We start from the raw sequence: 16932 nt of genomic DNA on the forward strand, positions 1-16932 counted from the left end.
ATGAGAATATTCAGCCTGATATGCTGTATGCTTTTAATGAGTACAATTATTGCTCAGGAAGAAGCATCCATTAATAGTCCAGACGGCAAGTTGGAAGTTTCAGTCAAGGTCGAAAACGGAAAACCCTTTTACAGTGTTACGTATAATGAAAAAGTCATGTTAGAAAAATCTCCGCTAGGACTCGTGACTAATGCGGGAGATTTTACTTCAAAGATGAAATTGCTGGAGGCTTCAAAAGGTACTACTAGCTCAGAATATAACATAAAGAAGATTAAGCAATCTCATGTTTCTTACAAGGCCAATACGCTTACAATTTCTTTTGCTAATGCTGAAGAAAAGGAAATATCTGTTGTTTTCCAGGTAAGCGATAACGATATCGCCTTTAGATATGAAATGCCTAAATGGGGAGACACGCGGGCTTGCGTGGTTGAAAAAGAGCTAACCGGATATAATTTTCCCAAAGGGAGTACTTCATTCTTGTCGCCTATGATGCAATCTATGGGAGGCTTTGCCAGGACAGCGCCTAGCTACGAGAGTGGTTATTCCGCAGATGCGCAGCTTGAAAGCAATACTTCAGGAACGGGTTATGTTTTTCCAGGCCTTTTTAAAATTGGAGAAAATGGATGGGTTTTACTTTCGGAAACCGGTGTTAGCAGTCTTTATAATGCTTCGCATTTAAGCAGTTTTAAAGATGGGATTTATACGGTGGAATATCCAGATCTCGCACAAAATAATGGTTTTGGTAGTGTTGGCGCTCAAATTGGATTACCGGGACATACGCCTTGGAGAACTATAACGCTTGGGGAAAGTCTTAAGCCTATTGTGGAAACTACTATTCCTTTTGATGTGGTAGATCAGCTTTATGAGCCTTCTCAAGATTATAAATACGGAAAAGGAACCTGGAGTTGGATCGTTTGGCAGGATAACAGTATGAATTATGACGACCAGGTTAAATATATCGATCTTGCTGCTGCAATGGATTTTGAGTATATTCTTATCGATGCCTGGTGGGATGAAAGAATAGGTTATGAGAAGATGGAAGAACTTATCGATTATGCTAAGTCTAAAGGAGTTGATGTTTTCCTCTGGTATAATTCCAACGGAGTTGCTAACGATGCATTTATGACTCCGCTTAATAAAATGAATACTTCTATAGCCCGAAAAAAAGAAATGAAATGGCTAAAAGAAGCTGGTGTTAAAGGATTGAAAGTAGACTTTTTTGGAGGTGACAAACAGGAAACTATGAAGCTTTATGAAAACATCCTTTCTGATGCCAATGATTATGGATTAATGGTTATTTTTCATGGAGCAACACTCCCAAGAGGATGGGGAAAAATGTATCCTAATTTTGTAGGAAGTGAAGCTGTTCTAGCTTCAGAAATGCTCATTTTTTCTCAAGATACAAGAAATAAGGAGGCCTTCTATGCTTCTCTTCATCCGTTTAGTAGAAATGCCGTTGCCAGTATGGAGTTTGGCGGAATATTGTTGAATAAGTATCTCAATAAAGACAATAAAGAAGGTCAGGAGCGGTTAACCACCGATGCTTTCCAACTGGCTACTGGAGTTTTATTTCAGAATCCTGTACAAATGTTTGCATTAACTCCAAATAATTTGGAGGATGTACCAGACTTTGAACTTGATTTCCTAAGGGAGTTGCCAACTACCTGGGATGAGACGGTATTTATTGATGGGTATCCGGGAAAATTTTCGGTTTTGGCAAGGAGGCATGATCAAAATTGGTATGTGGCCGGAGTTAATGCTGAAAAAAGCGTGAGAAAACTAAAACTGGAACTTCCCATGCTTGCCGGAAAGACAGTGACCTTATTTTCTGACGATAAGAAAAAAGAAACCTATTCCAAAGAAATTAAAATCCCTTCTAGCGGAAAGGTTTCCGTAAATATTCAGCCAAATGGCGGATTTGTAATTAAAAATTAATCAATTTATGAGGTGTTCATTTAATGTATTGATGCTGTGTAGTGTTTTGGGAACTTCATTCCTAAATGCACAAAATCCCATTATTCAAACTTCTTATACGGCAGATCCTGCACCAATGGTGCACGATGATAAATTGTATTTGTATACCAGTCACGATGAGGATAATTCAACCTGGTTTACTATGGACGACTGGCGATTGTACACGACTGAAGATATGGTAAACTGGACCGATCACGGAGCAGTTTTGGAATACACAGATTTTGATTGGTCCCTGAAGAATGCATGGGCACCGGCCGCCATACAACGTGATGGTAAATTTTACATTTATGTACCTATAACAGACCGTAGCAATCAAAATGGGATTGGAGTGGCAGTAAGCGACAGTCCTTATGGACCATTTATTGATCCTTTGGGTAAGCCTTTGGTTTCCGAAAGTAATGCCGATATCGATCCAGCGGTTTTTATTGATGATGACGGTCAAGCCTATATGTTTTGGGGCAATCCTGAGTGTTATTTTGTAAAGCTCAATGAAGACATGATCTCTACAAAAGGAGATATTCAAAAAATTCCAAACACTATTGAAGCTTTTGGCAAAAGGAAAGGTGAAAAGAATGAGCGTCGACCTACTACCTATGAAGAAGGTCCCTGGGTTTATAAACGTAACGATATTTATTATCTGTTTTTTGCAGCTGGTCCGATACCTGAACATATTGGATATTCTACCAGTAAAAGTGTAACCGGACCCTGGAAGTATCAGGGGGAATTGATGCCTAACCAAGGCGGTAGTTTTACGAATCATCCCGGGATTGTAGATTATAAAGGCAAAACTTATTTCTTTTATCATAATGCCGGTTTGCCGGGTGGTAGCGGATTTACACGTTCAGTTTGTGTGCAGGAATTAAAATTTAATAGTGACGGTACCATAGAACAGATGAATATGACTAGTGGAATAAAGGAGGCTTTAAAAAAACTAAATCCGTATCGCAAAACAGAAGCAGAAACCATTGCCTGGTCTGAAGGTTTTAAAGCACAATCAAACGATGTGGTGGGAAACTTTGTAACCGCCATGAAAGACGGAGCTTATATTAAGGTGAAAGCAGTAGATTTTGGAAAAACTTCTCCAAAATCCGTTACCGCCAGAATAGGAAGTATTCATAATAACAATGTTTCGATGGAAATTCATATAGATTCCAAAGATGGTAAGCTTTTAGCCACTTTAGATGTTCCTTTAACCGGCGGGAATGATCGCTGGAAATTGGTTACTGCCGATGTAGAAGAACTAACCGGCGTACATGATTTGTTTTTTGTAGTAAAGGGGAAAGCTCCAACGCAGCTTATGTATTTCGATTACTGGATGTTTTCAAAATAAGTATAATTCATTTTTATGAAAGAACTTTTCTATACCCTGGTTTTTCTTATATTTTTTACCCGGCTTTCTGCACAGGAGTTTATGCTTTCTTCGCCGAATGAACTTATCAGAGTAGAATTACATCAACCTGATGAGGTTACTGAAAACTGGTATTTTAAAGTTTTTTATAATGAATCTCCTTCGGAAAAAGCTTTAATTCCTAAAATTGAAATGGGGCTTGCAAGAAATGATGAAGGTTTCTCTTCCAATCTTAAACTTCGAAAAACTGGAAAAATCAAAAGTATTTCTGAAGCTTACAATCTTATCCATGGCAAGAGATCCTCAACAAGCAATGCTGCCAGAGAAGTCACATTTTATTTCCGCAATGATAGCGGTAAAAAAATGAATATCGTACTTAGAGTTTATAATGATGGAGTAGCTTTTCGTTATGAATTTCCTGATAAAGAAGGGAATTTCAGTATAGATAATGAGTTTACAGCCTTTTCGATATCTGTAGATGCAACGCGGTGGCTGGAGAAATGGAATCCTGCCAACGAGGGATTATATCAGCAAATGCAGGGAGATAGTTTACGGGGAGAATGGGGATATCCTGCGCTTTTTCATGATCGCGATACTATAGGTTGGTATCTTATCCATGAAGCTAATCTTAATCGCACTTACGCGGGTACAAAACTCAGTAATACAAAAGATATCAATACCTATAATCTGGTATTTCCTAATCCAGGTGATGGTCGCGGTACAGGAAAATCGAAACCAGATATCAGTACGCCATGGCAATCACCCTGGCGCGTTATAATAATCGGTAATTTGGCTACAGTGACTGAATCAACGCTGGTTACCGATGTGTCTGATCCTGTTAAACTAAAAGATACCGACTGGATTGAACCCGGACTGGTTTCCTGGAATTACTGGTCTAGCAACCATGGGACTAAAGACTATCAAATCGTAAAAAAATTTGCTGATCTGGCCGAAAAAATGGGTTGGAAATATACGCTTTTGGATTGGGAATGGGATGCTATGGGGAATGGAGGAAATCTGGAGGATGCCACAGCTTATATCAATAAATTAGGAGTTAAACCACTTATCTGGTATAATTCGGGTGGAGATCATACTTGGGTTCCTGCTACACCAAAAGATAGGATGCTTACTCATGAAAACCGCGTACAAGAATTTACCAAACTTAATGAACTGGACATCGCCGGAATAAAAGTTGATTTTTTTGAAAGTGAAAAGCAAAATATGATCAATTACTATCTTGATATTGTAGAAGATGCCGCCGATTTTAATTTATTGGTTTATTTTCATGGTAGTCTGGTACCAAGGGGGTGGAGCAGAACGTATCCAAATTTGATGACTTATGAAGCTGTTCGTGGTGCGGAATGGTACAATAATGTTCCCACGTTTACCATGAATGCCCCGCAGCATAATACTATTTTACCATTTACTAGGAATGTGGTAGGACCAATGGATTATACTCCGGTAACTTTTACCAATTCGCAATATCCGCATGTTACTTCTTATGGGCATGAACTGGCTTTGGGGATATTGTTCGAGTCTGGATTGCAGCATTTAGCAGATAGGCCAGAGGGCTATTATTCCCTTCCAGAAGAGGTAATTACCATTCTGAAGAAACTACCTGCAGCTTGGGATGACACTAAATTTATCTATGGTTATCCGGGAAAAAATGCAGCGCTGGCAAGGCGTAAAGAAGAAAGCTGGTATATGGCAGGCATTAGTTCAGAGCTTTGGGAAATCGAAAAGGAGATTGCTTTGAAATTTTTAAAACCTGGAATTGAATATCAGCTGAAGTTGGTTCAGGATGGGGAGCATGACAAAGCATTTAAAATTAGTGATGGAAAAGTGACTTCAGAAGATACATTAAAAGTGAAACTTTTGAGAAGAGGAGGATTTATAGCCGTATTCGAACCAATAAAATCACTTACAAAATGATATTAAAAGAACTAATTATATTTTACGACTCCGGTTTTATTCGATAAAAGAGTCAAATGCTCCGCGGGGCGCGCGCTTAGGTAATTTTGGATTTAGGAATTTTAAATGAAGGATATTGAAAATTGTTTTGCTCTTTGATAATGATCTTAGGGAGGTGGATTGCCAATAATTAAAGATTTAAATATGATCGTCATAAAAAAAATAAAGGCAGTAATTCTTTTCGGTGTATTTGGTTTCAGTTTTTTAAAAGTGAGTGCACAGGAAAAACTATACACCAATGAATTTCCGCTGGAGAATGTCACTCTCCTCGATGGCAAATTCAAGAATGCCCGTGATCTTAATATGTCGGTTTTGCTACAGTACGATGTAGACCGTTTACTTGCGCCTTACCGAAAAGAAGCCGGTCTGGAACCAAGAAAACCCTCTTATCCCAATTGGGAAGGACTAGATGGTCATATTGGAGGTCATTATCTTTCAGCTCTAGCTATGAATTATGCGGCTACCGATAATCAGGAGTTTTTAGCGCGAATGAATTATATGCTGAAAGAACTACGGGAATGCCAACTCGCTAATACAAAAAAACATCCGGAATGGGGTGTAGGCTATGTAGGTGGTTTTCCTAATAGTGAAGCATTATGGTCTTCCTTTAAAAAAGGAAATTTTGAAAAGTATAATTCTGCCTGGGCTCCTTTCTATAATTTACATAAAATGTATGCTGGTTTAAGAGATGCCTGGCTTTATGCCGATAGTGAGAAAGCTAAAGAAATGTTTCTTGATTTTTGTGACTGGGGTATAACACTTACTAAAGATCTTTCCCATGAGCAAATGCAATCTGTGCTGAACATGGAACATGGTGGTATGCCTGAGGTTTATGCTGATGCCTATCAAATAACTGGAGAGAAGAAATATCTGGAAGCAGCTAAAAGGTATTCTCATGAGCAGGTACTTCATCCTTTGTCGAAGGGTATCGATAACCTGGATAATAAGCACGCGAATACACAAATCCCAAAATTTGTAGGATTTGAGCGTATTGCTGAGGTGGATGGAGATGAAAAATTCGCTAAAGCCGGAAGTTATTTCTGGGAAACAGTTACTAAAAACCGTAGCCTGGCATTTGGAGGCAACAGCAGAAAAGAACATTTTCCCAGTACATCGGCCAGTATTGATTACATAAACGAAGACGATGGTCCCGAGTCTTGTAATTCATATAATATGCTGAAGTTAACCGAAGATCTCTTTCGAGTAAATCCTGAGGCGAAATATGCCGATTATTACGAAAGAACATTATACAACCATATACTTTCAACCCAGCATCCGCAGCATGGAGGCTATGTTTATTTTACTCCAGCCCGGCCCCGCCATTATCGAATTTATTCTGCGCCTGAAGAGGCGATGTGGTGCTGTGTGGGAACCGGAATGGAAAACCATGGAAAATACAATCAGTTTATCTACACCCATCAGGGAGATTCTTTATATATAAATTTATTTATTCCTTCAGAATTGAACTGGGAAAAACAGGGGGTAAAAATAAGACAGGAGACCAATTTTCCTTCTGAAGAGGGTACCAGTCTTAAAATTACTGAAGGTACCGCTGAATTCCCTTTATTTTTGCGGTATCCGGGATGGATTAAAGAAGGCGAGATGAAAATCAAGATCAATTCAGAAGAAATTGAACTAATCGGTAAGCCTTCTTCTTATGTTAAAATAGATCGAAACTGGCAAAAGGGAGATATTGTAGATGTTAGTCTTCCTATGCATAATCACATGGAAAGGCTGCCGAATGTACCTCAATATGTTGCATTTTTTCATGGTCCGATATTATTGGGAGCTCCATCGGGATCCGAAGATCTAAAAGGGCTTATTGCAGATGATAGTCGTTTTGGACAATACCCTTCCGGAAGACGCTTGCCCATTAATGAAGCACCTATTCTACTTGCAGATCATACGGAAGAACTTCCTGAAAACCTGGAATCCGTAGAAAATGAGCCCCTTCATTTTAAGATTAATTCTGAAATGAAAAATCCCATCGATGCTGATTTACAGCCTTTTTACACTATCCACGATTCCAGGTATATGATGTACTGGCTGTCGCTGACTCCCGAAGAATACGAAAGTTATACCGATTCTCTTGCAAATATTGAAGCTAAGAAATTGGCCCTGGAAAAACGTACCATAGATTATGTAGCTACTGGTGAACAACAGCCGGAGAGTGATCACTTTATGGAAAAGAAGAACTCAGGAACCGGTAATAACAGGGATGAATTTTGGAGAAGCGCTCATGGAGATGGTTATTTTAGCTATCAAATGAAAACCAATAAGGAAACTGGTCTTAGCCTGATGCTTAGATATTTCGGGTTTGAATGGGGGGATAAGCGTTTTGATATTTATATTGATGATGAGAGACTTACTTCGGTAAATACTAAAGAACATACCAGAATAAGTCAGTTTCAGGAAATGAGTTATGAAATTCCTGATTCAATGCTTGATGGTAAAAAGAGTATAAGAGTAAAGTTTCAACCCAGAGAAGGAAGTGCAACTAGTGAAATCTATTTTTTACGGTTGATCAGAAATCAATAGGGATACAGAGAGATTTAGGGTTTAGAGATATTCTAATATTGCCCCTGTGATAGAACTATAGCAGATTTTAGAAAAATCTTCTGACTAAAACTTTTGTTTAAAAAGATTAAAAATACGACCAATGATGATAGTAAGAAAATTTAGTGTTCTAATTAGCTGTTTGCTTTTTTTCCTCCAGGGCTTTACACAGCAAAAGGCGATTAACCCGATAATTCATGCTGATGTGCCAGACGTTTCCATGATACGGGTGGGGGATAGTTATTATATGAGTAGTACCACTATGCATATGAGTCCCGGAGTACCCATCATGAAATCTAACGATCTCACGAACTGGGAAATTGTAAACTATGCTTATGATATTCTAGATGATACCGATGCGTTGAATATGGAAAACGGTAAAAACGCCTATGGTAAAGGTTCTTGGGCCAGTAGCTTAAGATATCATGATGGTACCTTCTACGTTTCAACCTTTTCTAGTACTACCGGAAAAACCTATATCTATACGACTAAGGATATTGAGAGTGGAGCATGGGAAAAACATTCCTTTAAACCAAGTTTTCATGACAATACGTTGTTTTTTGATGATGATGGTAAAATTTATATGATCTATGCCGCGGGTGAACTTAGAATTGTTCAATTAAAAAATGACCTTTCTGGTCCTGTTCCTGGTAGCGAAAAGATTTTGATTGAGAATGCGAGTGCACCTGCGGGAGAAAACATCATGTTAAAGGCAGAAGGCTCTCAGCTATTCAAGATAAATGGTAAATATTATTTATTTAATATAACCTGGCCACAGGGAAGCATGCGAACTGTTGTTATTCATCGTGCAGACAATATCATGGGACCTTACGAAGGAGAACTGGCTTTAAAGGATAAAGGTGTAGCACAAGGAGGTTTAATAGATACTCCTGCAGGTGACTGGTATGCGTATTTATTCCGAGATAATGGAGCGGTAGGACGAATTCCTTATCTTGTGCCGGTTAAATGGGAAAATGGCTGGCCTATCTTGGGTGAAGATGGCAAAGTCCCTATGGAGCTTGACCTTCCTGCTAACAAAAGTCTTATTCCAGATATTGTAAATTCCGATGATTTCAGCAGAACCAATAAGGATAAAAAATTATCGTTGGTTTGGCAATGGAATCATAATCCGCAAAATGATTTATGGAGTCTTGATGAGCGCAAAGGCTATCTAAGGCTTACCACAGGGAGGATTGATACTTCTTTCGTTACCACCAGGAATACATTGACCCAACGGACTATTGGTCCTAAGAGTACAGGGGAAACTTCATTAGATCTTTCAGGATTAAAAGACGGTGATATTGCTGGTTTTGGGGTGCTTCAGGATAAGTATGCTTATGTGGCGGTTAAGTTAGAAAATGGGAAAAAAACCATTCAAATGGTTAAGGGGCGTGAAGGCAAAGTGATAGAAGAAATTCCGTATAGCGGTGACGAAATTTTCTTTAAAATTACCTGCGACTTTAAAGATAGAAAGGACCTCGCACACTTTTACTATTCTGAGAATGGGAAACACTGGAAAGAAATTGGAGAACCTTTAAAGATGGAATATACCCTTGGCCAATTTATGGGGTATCGATATGCACTGTTTAACTATGCAACCAAAACTTCCGGAGGTTATGTTGATTTCGATTATTTCCGGATTACAGATGGAATAAAATAATATGCATTCAGGTTTTGCGTGTATAAATTCAAATTTGATATAGTCTTTGGATTTAAATTCATTCCATAAGTTAATCGTTTTTTCTTATAGCTCACTTTTTTCGTCAAAAGTGAGTTAAGATACTGTCGCTATAATGTTTTAATTTATAACAATAGACTCCATAATCGAGATTAAATGCTTTAATCTCAATAGGTAGGTTGAGATATCTCGAAATAAAAAAGGATTTTATAGTAAATGCCTCATGGGTTTGCCGGGAGGTAGTTTACGTAAAAAACTTAATTTCAAAAACTAAAATTTTGAAAAAATCGGATCTAATTTTTTAGCTTAATGGTTTTTTAAGATAAGTATTTTTATTACTTACCAGTTCTTTTTGCATAATGGTAGTTGCTTGATTATTAGTTTTTTTGCGTTGTTGTAACAATGCTAAAGATTTTAAAAATAAATCGAAGCGATTAACTTTCCTTTTTCTTACATAACACTAGTTGTAGTAAGCAGTCTGTCGAATAAATTTACATTTTTACCTGTTAAATATGATAGCCGTCTTACACCTTAAAAATTAGTTGAGTGAGTTTATTATGATTAAAATTTATATATTTTTTGGAAAATATTGGTTATGGTTTATATATATTTAAAAAAATAACTTAATAAGTGATTTTTTTTAATTTAATAAAATCTTTTTTACTATTGAATTGATCATTTAACTTAACATATATTTCTAACTTTTATCTTTAAAAATATTACCTTAACGTATTGAGAATAAATCTTTAAGCCCTAATGAAGTTTCTGCCTACAATACTTATTTTTTTGATGCTTACATTTTCCCTGTATGCCCAAAATAGTGAGAAAGCGATTACAATTTCTCCTGATTCTACAAAGGAGGAAATAACGGCCTATATAAAAAGTAATCTGGAAAAGTCTGCCACTGAAATGGAGAAGGGCAACTATCCGGTCGCAATCCTTTACAGTCATAGGAACTTAGAATTAGCCGAGAAAAGTGGTGATTCTATACTGCTTGCTGTATCAAGAAGTTTTATAGCCAATAATTACTTAAAATTAGAAAATGTAGAAGAAGCCCGTAATTATATCAATAAAAATATAAATATGGCTGAGACAATGAAAGATACCCTAATGATTAATGCGGCAAAAATTGATCTTGCTAATGTTTATATAAAAGAAAGAAGATATGAAGACTTTATACAATTAAACAAAGAGGTAATAGCCTTAGCTAAAAAGGCTAAAGATAGCTATCGTTTAATCACCAGTAGTCTTAATATCGCAGAGGCATATTTGATGGAATTCAATAAGCCAGATTCGGCCATAACATATATAGATTCAGCAAAAATTTACAATATTCGGTTTTCAGATAACAAACCTTATTTGCCGGAAGATATTTTTTATTATTTAGATGCAGAATACGCTTTCCAAAAGGGTGATTTTAAAGAGGCCAAGATAAATTTTGAACTTGCCATAGAGAAATTTAAAAGCAATGAGGGATCCGAGGAACTTTTATATTCCTATTCCGGATATCTGCGAAGCCAGGCTGAATTAGGAGAGTACAGGGAAGCTTATGAGAGTTTTAAAGTGCTAGATACTTTATTTAAAAATAAACTAAAAAGTGTGCTAGAAGAATCTAATAAAACTATACAGGATCGCATAGAAATTGAAAATATAGAACAGGAGATTAAAAATAAAGAACTTCAAAACAAAATAATTTCTGCAAAGGCCGAAAAAAACAGAATATTACTCATTGCCTCCGTAGCCTTATTAGTATTATTACTTTTAGTATTGTTGTTTTTTGTTTGTGAAAGGAAAAAAAGGACGGTCCTCATGCAACAGCTTAAAAGAAAAAATGAGGAATATCTTGACGCCAAAGATAAATCTGAGGAAATGGCGAGGGTTAAAACTAAATTCCTCTCTACCATTAGTCACGAACTTAGAACGCCTTTATACGGAATTATAGGTTTATCCAATGATTTATTCTTGGCTCCAGAACTATCTTCTCATAAAAAAGAAATTCAGTCTTTAAAGTTTTCTGCCAACTACCTGCTTAACCTGGTTAATGATGTACTTACATTAAATAAAATAGAATCAGGTACTTCTATTAAACTTGAGCATAAACCATTTAATCTTCAGGAACTTGTAGAGGATATTAATGTGTCATTGAAATTTATGAGGCAAAAGAACAACAATCAATTAAAGATTAAAATCGACAAAGACGTTCCCAAAATTTTGGTAGGAGATAAAATAAAGTTATCTCAAATACTAATTAATCTTACCGGAAATGCTTTAAAGTTCACCAATGAAGGCGAAATAAAGATACTTGTAGATCTTATTCAAAAAGAAGAAAAGCGTATAAAGCTCAAATTTCAAGTAAAAGATAATGGTATTGGCATCTCTGCTGAAGAACAAAAAGAAATTTTTAAAGAATTTGGAAACTCCACAAAAACAAGCAAATTTGCAGGTACCGGACTTGGTTTAAACATCGTTACCAAGTTGCTAAAAGAAATGAATTCTGAAATTCAATTAATAAGTAAAACTGGTAAGGGGTCTAATTTTTACTTTGAAGTAGAGCTTGAAACCACAGATCAAAAAGAAGTAGTTTCCCAACCCAATGCTTTGAACAACAGTGAAGCTGAGTTCACCGGAAAAAAAATACTGATTATTGATGATAATCATATCAATCAACTGGTGACCAAAAAGTATATTGAAAGGTATGGGATTAAAGCAAAGTCTGCCGATGATGCTGTAGAGGGTATAGAAATGCTGAAAAACGAATCTTTTGATCTCGTATTTATGGATCTTAATATGCCTAAAATTAACGGTCTGGAAGCAACTTCGATGATTAGAGCGTTTAATAAGGAGGTTAAGATTATTATCTTATCTGCGACAGAGGTACGGGAATTAAGGGATAAAATAAAAGGCTATGCTATTAATGATTTTCTCTCTAAACCTTATAAGACTAAAGATTTATATAACTTATTATTAAAATACCTGAAATCATAAAAAAGAGTTTTACAGTATTTGATATTTCTGCTATTTCAGCTTAGAACATTAGGGTGTAAAATACTGGCAATTTATAATATCGGTATTTTTAAAATTCTTTATTTTTTTCAATATTTTCAACTAACTACCGGGCAGTTAATTTTTTATGATTTAGGTGTTCTCCGCATGCTGAATGCAATTGGCTTCTCATATTTTACGTGCATATTTCTGCCCGCTAGAAAAGCTGCCATAAAGTTCTTCTATATCAGGCGTATCGATAAGCAGGTAGTGGGTTTTATAATCGTTTTAATTATAGAACATCTAGTTTTAAGAAGCGCCTTACTCCTAATCTGCATAATGAATTCTCCGTGGGTTGATTACTATTTTTTATATTCAAATCAATCAGTTGTCGTTGAAATTAAATAGCAACTTGCGATGAATTCTGAATTAAGAATTCATCGCAAGTATTTCTAACTTTTTAATACTGGATAAAATGGCCGATCATTTTTCTCAAAACCATATCTATTGGTGCATTTTTTTCATCTTGGGCTTATTAAGTATTTTTCCCTTTGCGTTTGTATAAACGTGCATTTTTTCATCGCCATTGGTTAATTCCATTCTGTAACGTTGACGTGCTTTGCCATTTTCATAACTACTCATATTATACACATCCTTTTTTATAGTCCATCCTGGATAGGCTTTGGCAATGGCAGATCTAACAGCAGCTGGAGGAGCAATATTTTTAAGGTGTTCATTAGTACTGATTAAATTTCCAGACCTATCATAGGTTGCTGTAAACTCTTTTCCCTTTCCTTCTAAGGTAATTTCGAAAGTGTCATAATCATCGATAGATTTGATATCCCTGTTTACGTATACGTCGCTTTCAACATATTCAACTGGTATAGCAGCCATTTCCTCTATGGTGAAATCTGGATAATCTTGCTCTACCGATTCAATAATAGCTGCAGGAACATCTTCCTTTTTAATTTTTTCGGAATAGATAACGTCTTGCGCGAAAGCCTGGGCACTTAAGCCTAAAAGAACCAAACTGAATACTACTACTTTTCTCATGGTTTTTCATTTTAAGTTATTATTTTACTCTTTATTTTTTAGAAATTAATCTTAAACAAATTTACGTTCGGTAGACCACCAAGTATGCTACTTTTGTAGCAGAACCTGCTTATTTAAAGTTTGTTTTTTTGAAACTTTTAATGCTTGAAATAATGCTATTTATTTGTTTATGTGTGTATTATGTTGAATCTGAAGACTGATAGTTTTACAAAATAGTAATTGATTTAGATACTAGTTTTATTGATTCATGTCATGTTAGTTTTTGAAGGATATAGGCAAGAATTAAACAAAAAAACCGTTCACTCCATTTATAGGTTGCGAACGGTTTTACTTTTTAAAAAGATACGGCTATCTTCCGTGTAATTTATGTTGCAATAACTCTAATTCCTTAGCTGTTTCCTTCATTTCTTTGTGTGCCTTGAGCATCTCCTCTTCTTCATTAGCGTTTAAATGATCATAGACCATTAAAGAAAGTCTTTTGTGGCGGTCGTGTAAGCGAGCCAATTGATCTCGATGATCAATATCATGTTCTATCATAATTGTATAATTTTAATTATTATCTATGTAAACTACTTTCCGTGTGTATTAAACATTTTGATTCCCAATGTTAACCTAAATAGCCCCATAAAGAAAAAGGCAAAACTGATGGTATATACCAAAGTTAACTGTCCCAGTAATGGCTTTGCCAGAACCGCCAGCGCAAAGAGTAAAGTCAAAATTGCGGCGAGCAAGAACCAACCTGAATTTTTTGTAGAACTACTTTTAAGTTTAGCATAGGTTATAAAAAATATCAATGACCGGATAACAAACCAGATACCTAAAAGGACAGGAAGTATTTCCATGGTCAGGTTTTCATTTGTGATTAATAAATACCCCAATACCAAATCTATAATACCTCCGATAAGAAATATGCCCCATTGTTTTGATGTTTTTATGAAGCTTATAGCATTTATAATCTCAAAAATTCCGCTAATAAACATTACATAGCTAAAAAATACTGCTAAAGAGATATAAGTCTCTATAGGTGTGGCATAGAACCAAAAAGATAATGCGATAAATCCTATTCCTAATAAGATTTCTACCCACCAGTAGCGGGTGTTTAGACCTGGATGTTTGTTCGTTGAGGATATTGGTGATGTCATTTCAAAATGTTTATTTATTACTCTTCAGTATTTCTAAGCGCTAAATTAAGGTAGCTAGTAAAAAACTTTTGCTACTAAAGTAGCAGTTAAGGCCTATTAATTTTTCACAGTAGTCAAACTCTAACGATAACCAAGGAATTAGGACTAATCTTAAAAGAAAGAGCTTTAATAATTAGATAGAATTTAAACTCTTACAAATAGGGAAGTAGTAGTTTAAATTGTTTTTGAATCTATTTGAAAATGAGAGACTTTTTGTAAATAAGAAGACAAAATATATATATTTGGTTTTTAGAAGGCCTATTTATGGATAGACATCATTCTAGTATTTAGTTATATTTATTAGTAATCGATTCTTTTTATCCTAATTTTTAGGAAATGAGATTTTTTAATTTAGAAATTAGGTTGTCAATCTGATTTTATTGGGGATGGACATAACATATAACTTTATCAGTTTTATAGAGTCTTTGGGAGTTATACAAGGATTGCTATTAGGTTTGATGCTGATACTTGTGAGAACCAGAAGAAAAAGGGCTACACACTATTTAGGGCTTTTTATCGTGTTGTTTTCGTTGGAACCAGTGACTAATATTTTGGGAGACCTTAATATTCTAAAATCCTATCCTCAATTAGAACTACTTCCGTTTGGATTTCATTTTTTAGCCTATCCCTTATTCTATATCTATATTCAAAAGGTTTCCATTTTGGAACATAGAAAGACCAGTTACTGGACATTGATACCTGGAATATTGGAGGTGTTAATAGGACTGATAGTTTTCTTTATGCCAGTAAAAACAAAAATGATACTGGTTAATTCAATTTGGGAAAAGATTTACTTTTCTGCAGGCTTAGCCTACACGTTTTTTATATGTATGTTGACATTGAATTGGGTAAGAATGCATCGTAGGGAACTTGAAAATCAATATAGTTTATTGATTCATAAAAACTTGGATTGGGTGCTTTGGTTTGTTTGTGGCAGCATATTTTTTCATTTGTTTTTGTTGGAATATTATTTTTTTGGCAATGAGATTTTATATCTCTTTACCGCTATAGCCAATGTGGTTCTTATATATTGGATATCCTACCAAGGTTTGATGCAGCAGAATATCAATAGTTTACAGGAAGAAATGAATGGTTTGATGGTCGAGTCAAGAAAAGATGAGGTTATAGAGAACCAAGGGATGATCGTTGAAACCGGAATTCAGGAGGATTTTAAGAAGAAGCAGGATTTTGTTTCAGAAGAAGAAGTGGGAAATATGCTAAGCGTTATTCATGAATATATCGAGGCATCTAAATGTTTTACAAAGCAAGATCTCACAATTATTGATTTGGCAGATGCTGTTAACATACACCCAAAGAGAATTTCTTATGCCATCAATAAGGCTTTGGATATTAATTTTAATAATTATATCAATAATTTTAGAGTAGAATATGCCAAAGAACTCTTCCAAAGTGATAAGGCCAAGAATTTATCTGTTGAAGGTATTGGAATGGAGGCCGGCTTTCACTCGAAATCTACTTTCTATACTTCCTTTAATAAATTGGAAGGTACTACTCCGGCAAAGTATAGAAGCTTTGGCTCCTAGTATCAAGTTTGAATTTCCGATATCAATACTTTTTTTTCGACTTTTCTAGATTATTTTGGGACTGTCCTTTCGAAATTTGTAGCATATTAAAACAGTAGATGCTGTATTATTTGCTGTGAAATACAATATCGATGTTAGGACTTCATGATTTAGAATATATTGTAATATTAAAAGTAGCCTCTATAAAAAGATCAAAAGAGTTTTATGCTAAAAAATTGGGGCTCAAGGTTATTTTAAGTGATGATAAGAATCATCGTGTGTTTAAAAATAGACCTCAAATTTGTTTAGATCAGTTAGGTTCACCATCAAAATATACACCACGTCACCTGTGCTCAGGAAGCGCTGAAATTCACTTTTTTTCCAAAAAAACTATACAAGAAATTGAGTATATTTTAGGGGTACAAGAAATTCCCATTATTGCAAACGATAAATACCAAACAGAAGAAGGAGGTGAACAAGAATGTATTTATCTATATGATCCCGATGGTAATTTATTGCGGATAACTGGAGGAGCCAATCCACGCATTTAATTTCGTTGACTTTTATTTTCTGTATTCTTTTGAATGAATACTCAACCGCTAAAGTTTTCAATAGGGAGGACCTCCATCGTCTTTATTTGTATATGTTAAGAAGTCTGATGCATTG

At 35.5% G+C, this 16932-nt stretch carries 11 protein-coding genes; 8 read left to right on the forward strand and 3 right to left on the reverse strand.

The features are described from left to right. From ZPR_RS04920 to ZPR_RS04945, 6 genes are all read left to right on the forward strand, one after another. Nucleotides 1-1935 carry a glycoside hydrolase family 97 protein gene (locus tag ZPR_RS04920; protein ID WP_041578689.1) on the forward strand — a complete coding sequence of 645 codons (1935 nt, stop codon included), beginning with the start codon at nucleotides 1-3 and terminating at the stop codon, nucleotides 1933-1935. A 7-nt stretch (nucleotides 1936-1942) separates the two neighbouring features. Continuing rightward, on the forward strand, nucleotides 1943-3304 hold the full coding sequence (locus tag ZPR_RS04925; RefSeq protein ID WP_041578690.1) for a glycoside hydrolase family 43 protein: 1362 nt from the start codon (nucleotides 1943-1945) through the stop codon (nucleotides 3302-3304). Nucleotides 3305-3319: 15 nt separating this feature from the next. Continuing rightward, nucleotides 3320-5254: a glycoside hydrolase family 97 protein gene (locus tag ZPR_RS04930; protein WP_013070528.1), complete on the forward strand. Its 1935-nt coding sequence runs from the start codon at nucleotides 3320-3322 to the stop codon at nucleotides 5252-5254. 183 nt (nucleotides 5255-5437) lie between these two features. Next, the gene (locus tag ZPR_RS04935) at nucleotides 5438-7831 is read left to right on the forward strand and encodes a glycoside hydrolase family 127 protein (RefSeq protein ID WP_013070529.1); all 2394 of its coding nucleotides are present in this window, start codon (nucleotides 5438-5440) and stop codon (nucleotides 7829-7831) included. Between the two features lie 121 nt (nucleotides 7832-7952). Beyond that, on the forward strand, nucleotides 7953-9509 hold the full coding sequence (locus ZPR_RS04940) for a glycoside hydrolase family 43 protein (protein WP_041578691.1): 1557 nt from the start codon (nucleotides 7953-7955) through the stop codon (nucleotides 9507-9509). An 807-nt stretch (nucleotides 9510-10316) separates the two neighbouring features. Next, nucleotides 10317-12512, forward strand: coding sequence for a tetratricopeptide repeat-containing hybrid sensor histidine kinase/response regulator (locus ZPR_RS04945; protein WP_013070532.1), 2196 nt, complete (start codon nucleotides 10317-10319; stop codon nucleotides 12510-12512). 501 nt (nucleotides 12513-13013) lie between these two features. Here the strand turns inward: ZPR_RS04945 and ZPR_RS04955 are convergent. The 3 genes from ZPR_RS04955 to ZPR_RS04965 form a co-directional block, all read right to left on the reverse strand. After that, entirely contained in the window at nucleotides 13014-13562 is a 549-nt protein-coding gene (locus tag ZPR_RS04955) for a hypothetical protein (RefSeq protein WP_013070533.1), read from the reverse strand. A gap of 348 nt (nucleotides 13563-13910) precedes the next feature. Next, complete coding sequence (locus ZPR_RS04960) at nucleotides 13911-14099, reverse strand: hypothetical protein (protein ID WP_013070534.1); 189 nt, start codon at nucleotides 14097-14099, stop codon at nucleotides 13911-13913. Nucleotides 14100-14131: 32 nt separating this feature from the next. After that, nucleotides 14132-14704: an HdeD family acid-resistance protein gene (locus ZPR_RS04965; protein ID WP_013070535.1), complete on the reverse strand. Its 573-nt coding sequence runs from the start codon at nucleotides 14702-14704 to the stop codon at nucleotides 14132-14134. Between the two features lie 425 nt (nucleotides 14705-15129). Here ZPR_RS04965 and ZPR_RS04970 point away from each other — a divergent pair, with 425 nt between their 5' ends. Next, the gene (locus ZPR_RS04970) at nucleotides 15130-16287 is read left to right on the forward strand and encodes an AraC family transcriptional regulator (protein WP_083759737.1); all 1158 of its coding nucleotides are present in this window, start codon (nucleotides 15130-15132) and stop codon (nucleotides 16285-16287) included. A 131-nt stretch (nucleotides 16288-16418) separates the two neighbouring features. Next, nucleotides 16419-16817 carry a VOC family protein gene (locus ZPR_RS04975; protein WP_013070538.1) on the forward strand — a complete coding sequence of 133 codons (399 nt, stop codon included), beginning with the start codon at nucleotides 16419-16421 and terminating at the stop codon, nucleotides 16815-16817. Nucleotides 16818-16932: the final 115 nt, after the last annotated feature.

This window comes from Zunongwangia profunda SM-A87 (genome assembly GCF_000023465.1).
GTDB classification, from domain to species: domain Bacteria; phylum Bacteroidota; class Bacteroidia; order Flavobacteriales; family Flavobacteriaceae; genus Zunongwangia; species Zunongwangia profunda.

What these genes read in the sequence shown, in the direction of transcription:
- ZPR_RS04970 (WP_083759737.1), top strand. Translation starts at nt 15,130, where the DNA reads ATGGACATAACATATAACTTTATCAGTTTTATAGAGTCTTTGGGAGTT.
- ZPR_RS04945 (WP_013070532.1), top strand. Translation starts at nt 10,317, where the DNA reads ATGCTTACATTTTCCCTGTATGCCCAAAATAGTGAGAAAGCGATTACA.
- ZPR_RS04960 (WP_013070534.1), bottom strand. Translation starts at nt 14,099, where the DNA reads ATGATAGAACATGATATTGATCATCGAGATCAATTGGCTCGCTTACAC.
- ZPR_RS04940 (WP_041578691.1), top strand. Translation starts at nt 7,953, where the DNA reads ATGATGATAGTAAGAAAATTTAGTGTTCTAATTAGCTGTTTGCTTTTT.
- ZPR_RS04935 (WP_013070529.1), top strand. Translation starts at nt 5,438, where the DNA reads ATGATCGTCATAAAAAAAATAAAGGCAGTAATTCTTTTCGGTGTATTT.
- ZPR_RS04975 (WP_013070538.1), top strand. Translation starts at nt 16,419, where the DNA reads ATGTTAGGACTTCATGATTTAGAATATATTGTAATATTAAAAGTAGCC.
- ZPR_RS04925 (WP_041578690.1), top strand. Translation starts at nt 1,943, where the DNA reads ATGAGGTGTTCATTTAATGTATTGATGCTGTGTAGTGTTTTGGGAACT.
- ZPR_RS04955 (WP_013070533.1), bottom strand. Translation starts at nt 13,562, where the DNA reads ATGAGAAAAGTAGTAGTATTCAGTTTGGTTCTTTTAGGCTTAAGTGCC.
- ZPR_RS04920 (WP_041578689.1), top strand. Translation starts at nt 1, where the DNA reads ATGAGAATATTCAGCCTGATATGCTGTATGCTTTTAATGAGTACAATT.
- ZPR_RS04930 (WP_013070528.1), top strand. Translation starts at nt 3,320, where the DNA reads ATGAAAGAACTTTTCTATACCCTGGTTTTTCTTATATTTTTTACCCGG.
- ZPR_RS04965 (WP_013070535.1), bottom strand. Translation starts at nt 14,704, where the DNA reads ATGACATCACCAATATCCTCAACGAACAAACATCCAGGTCTAAACACC.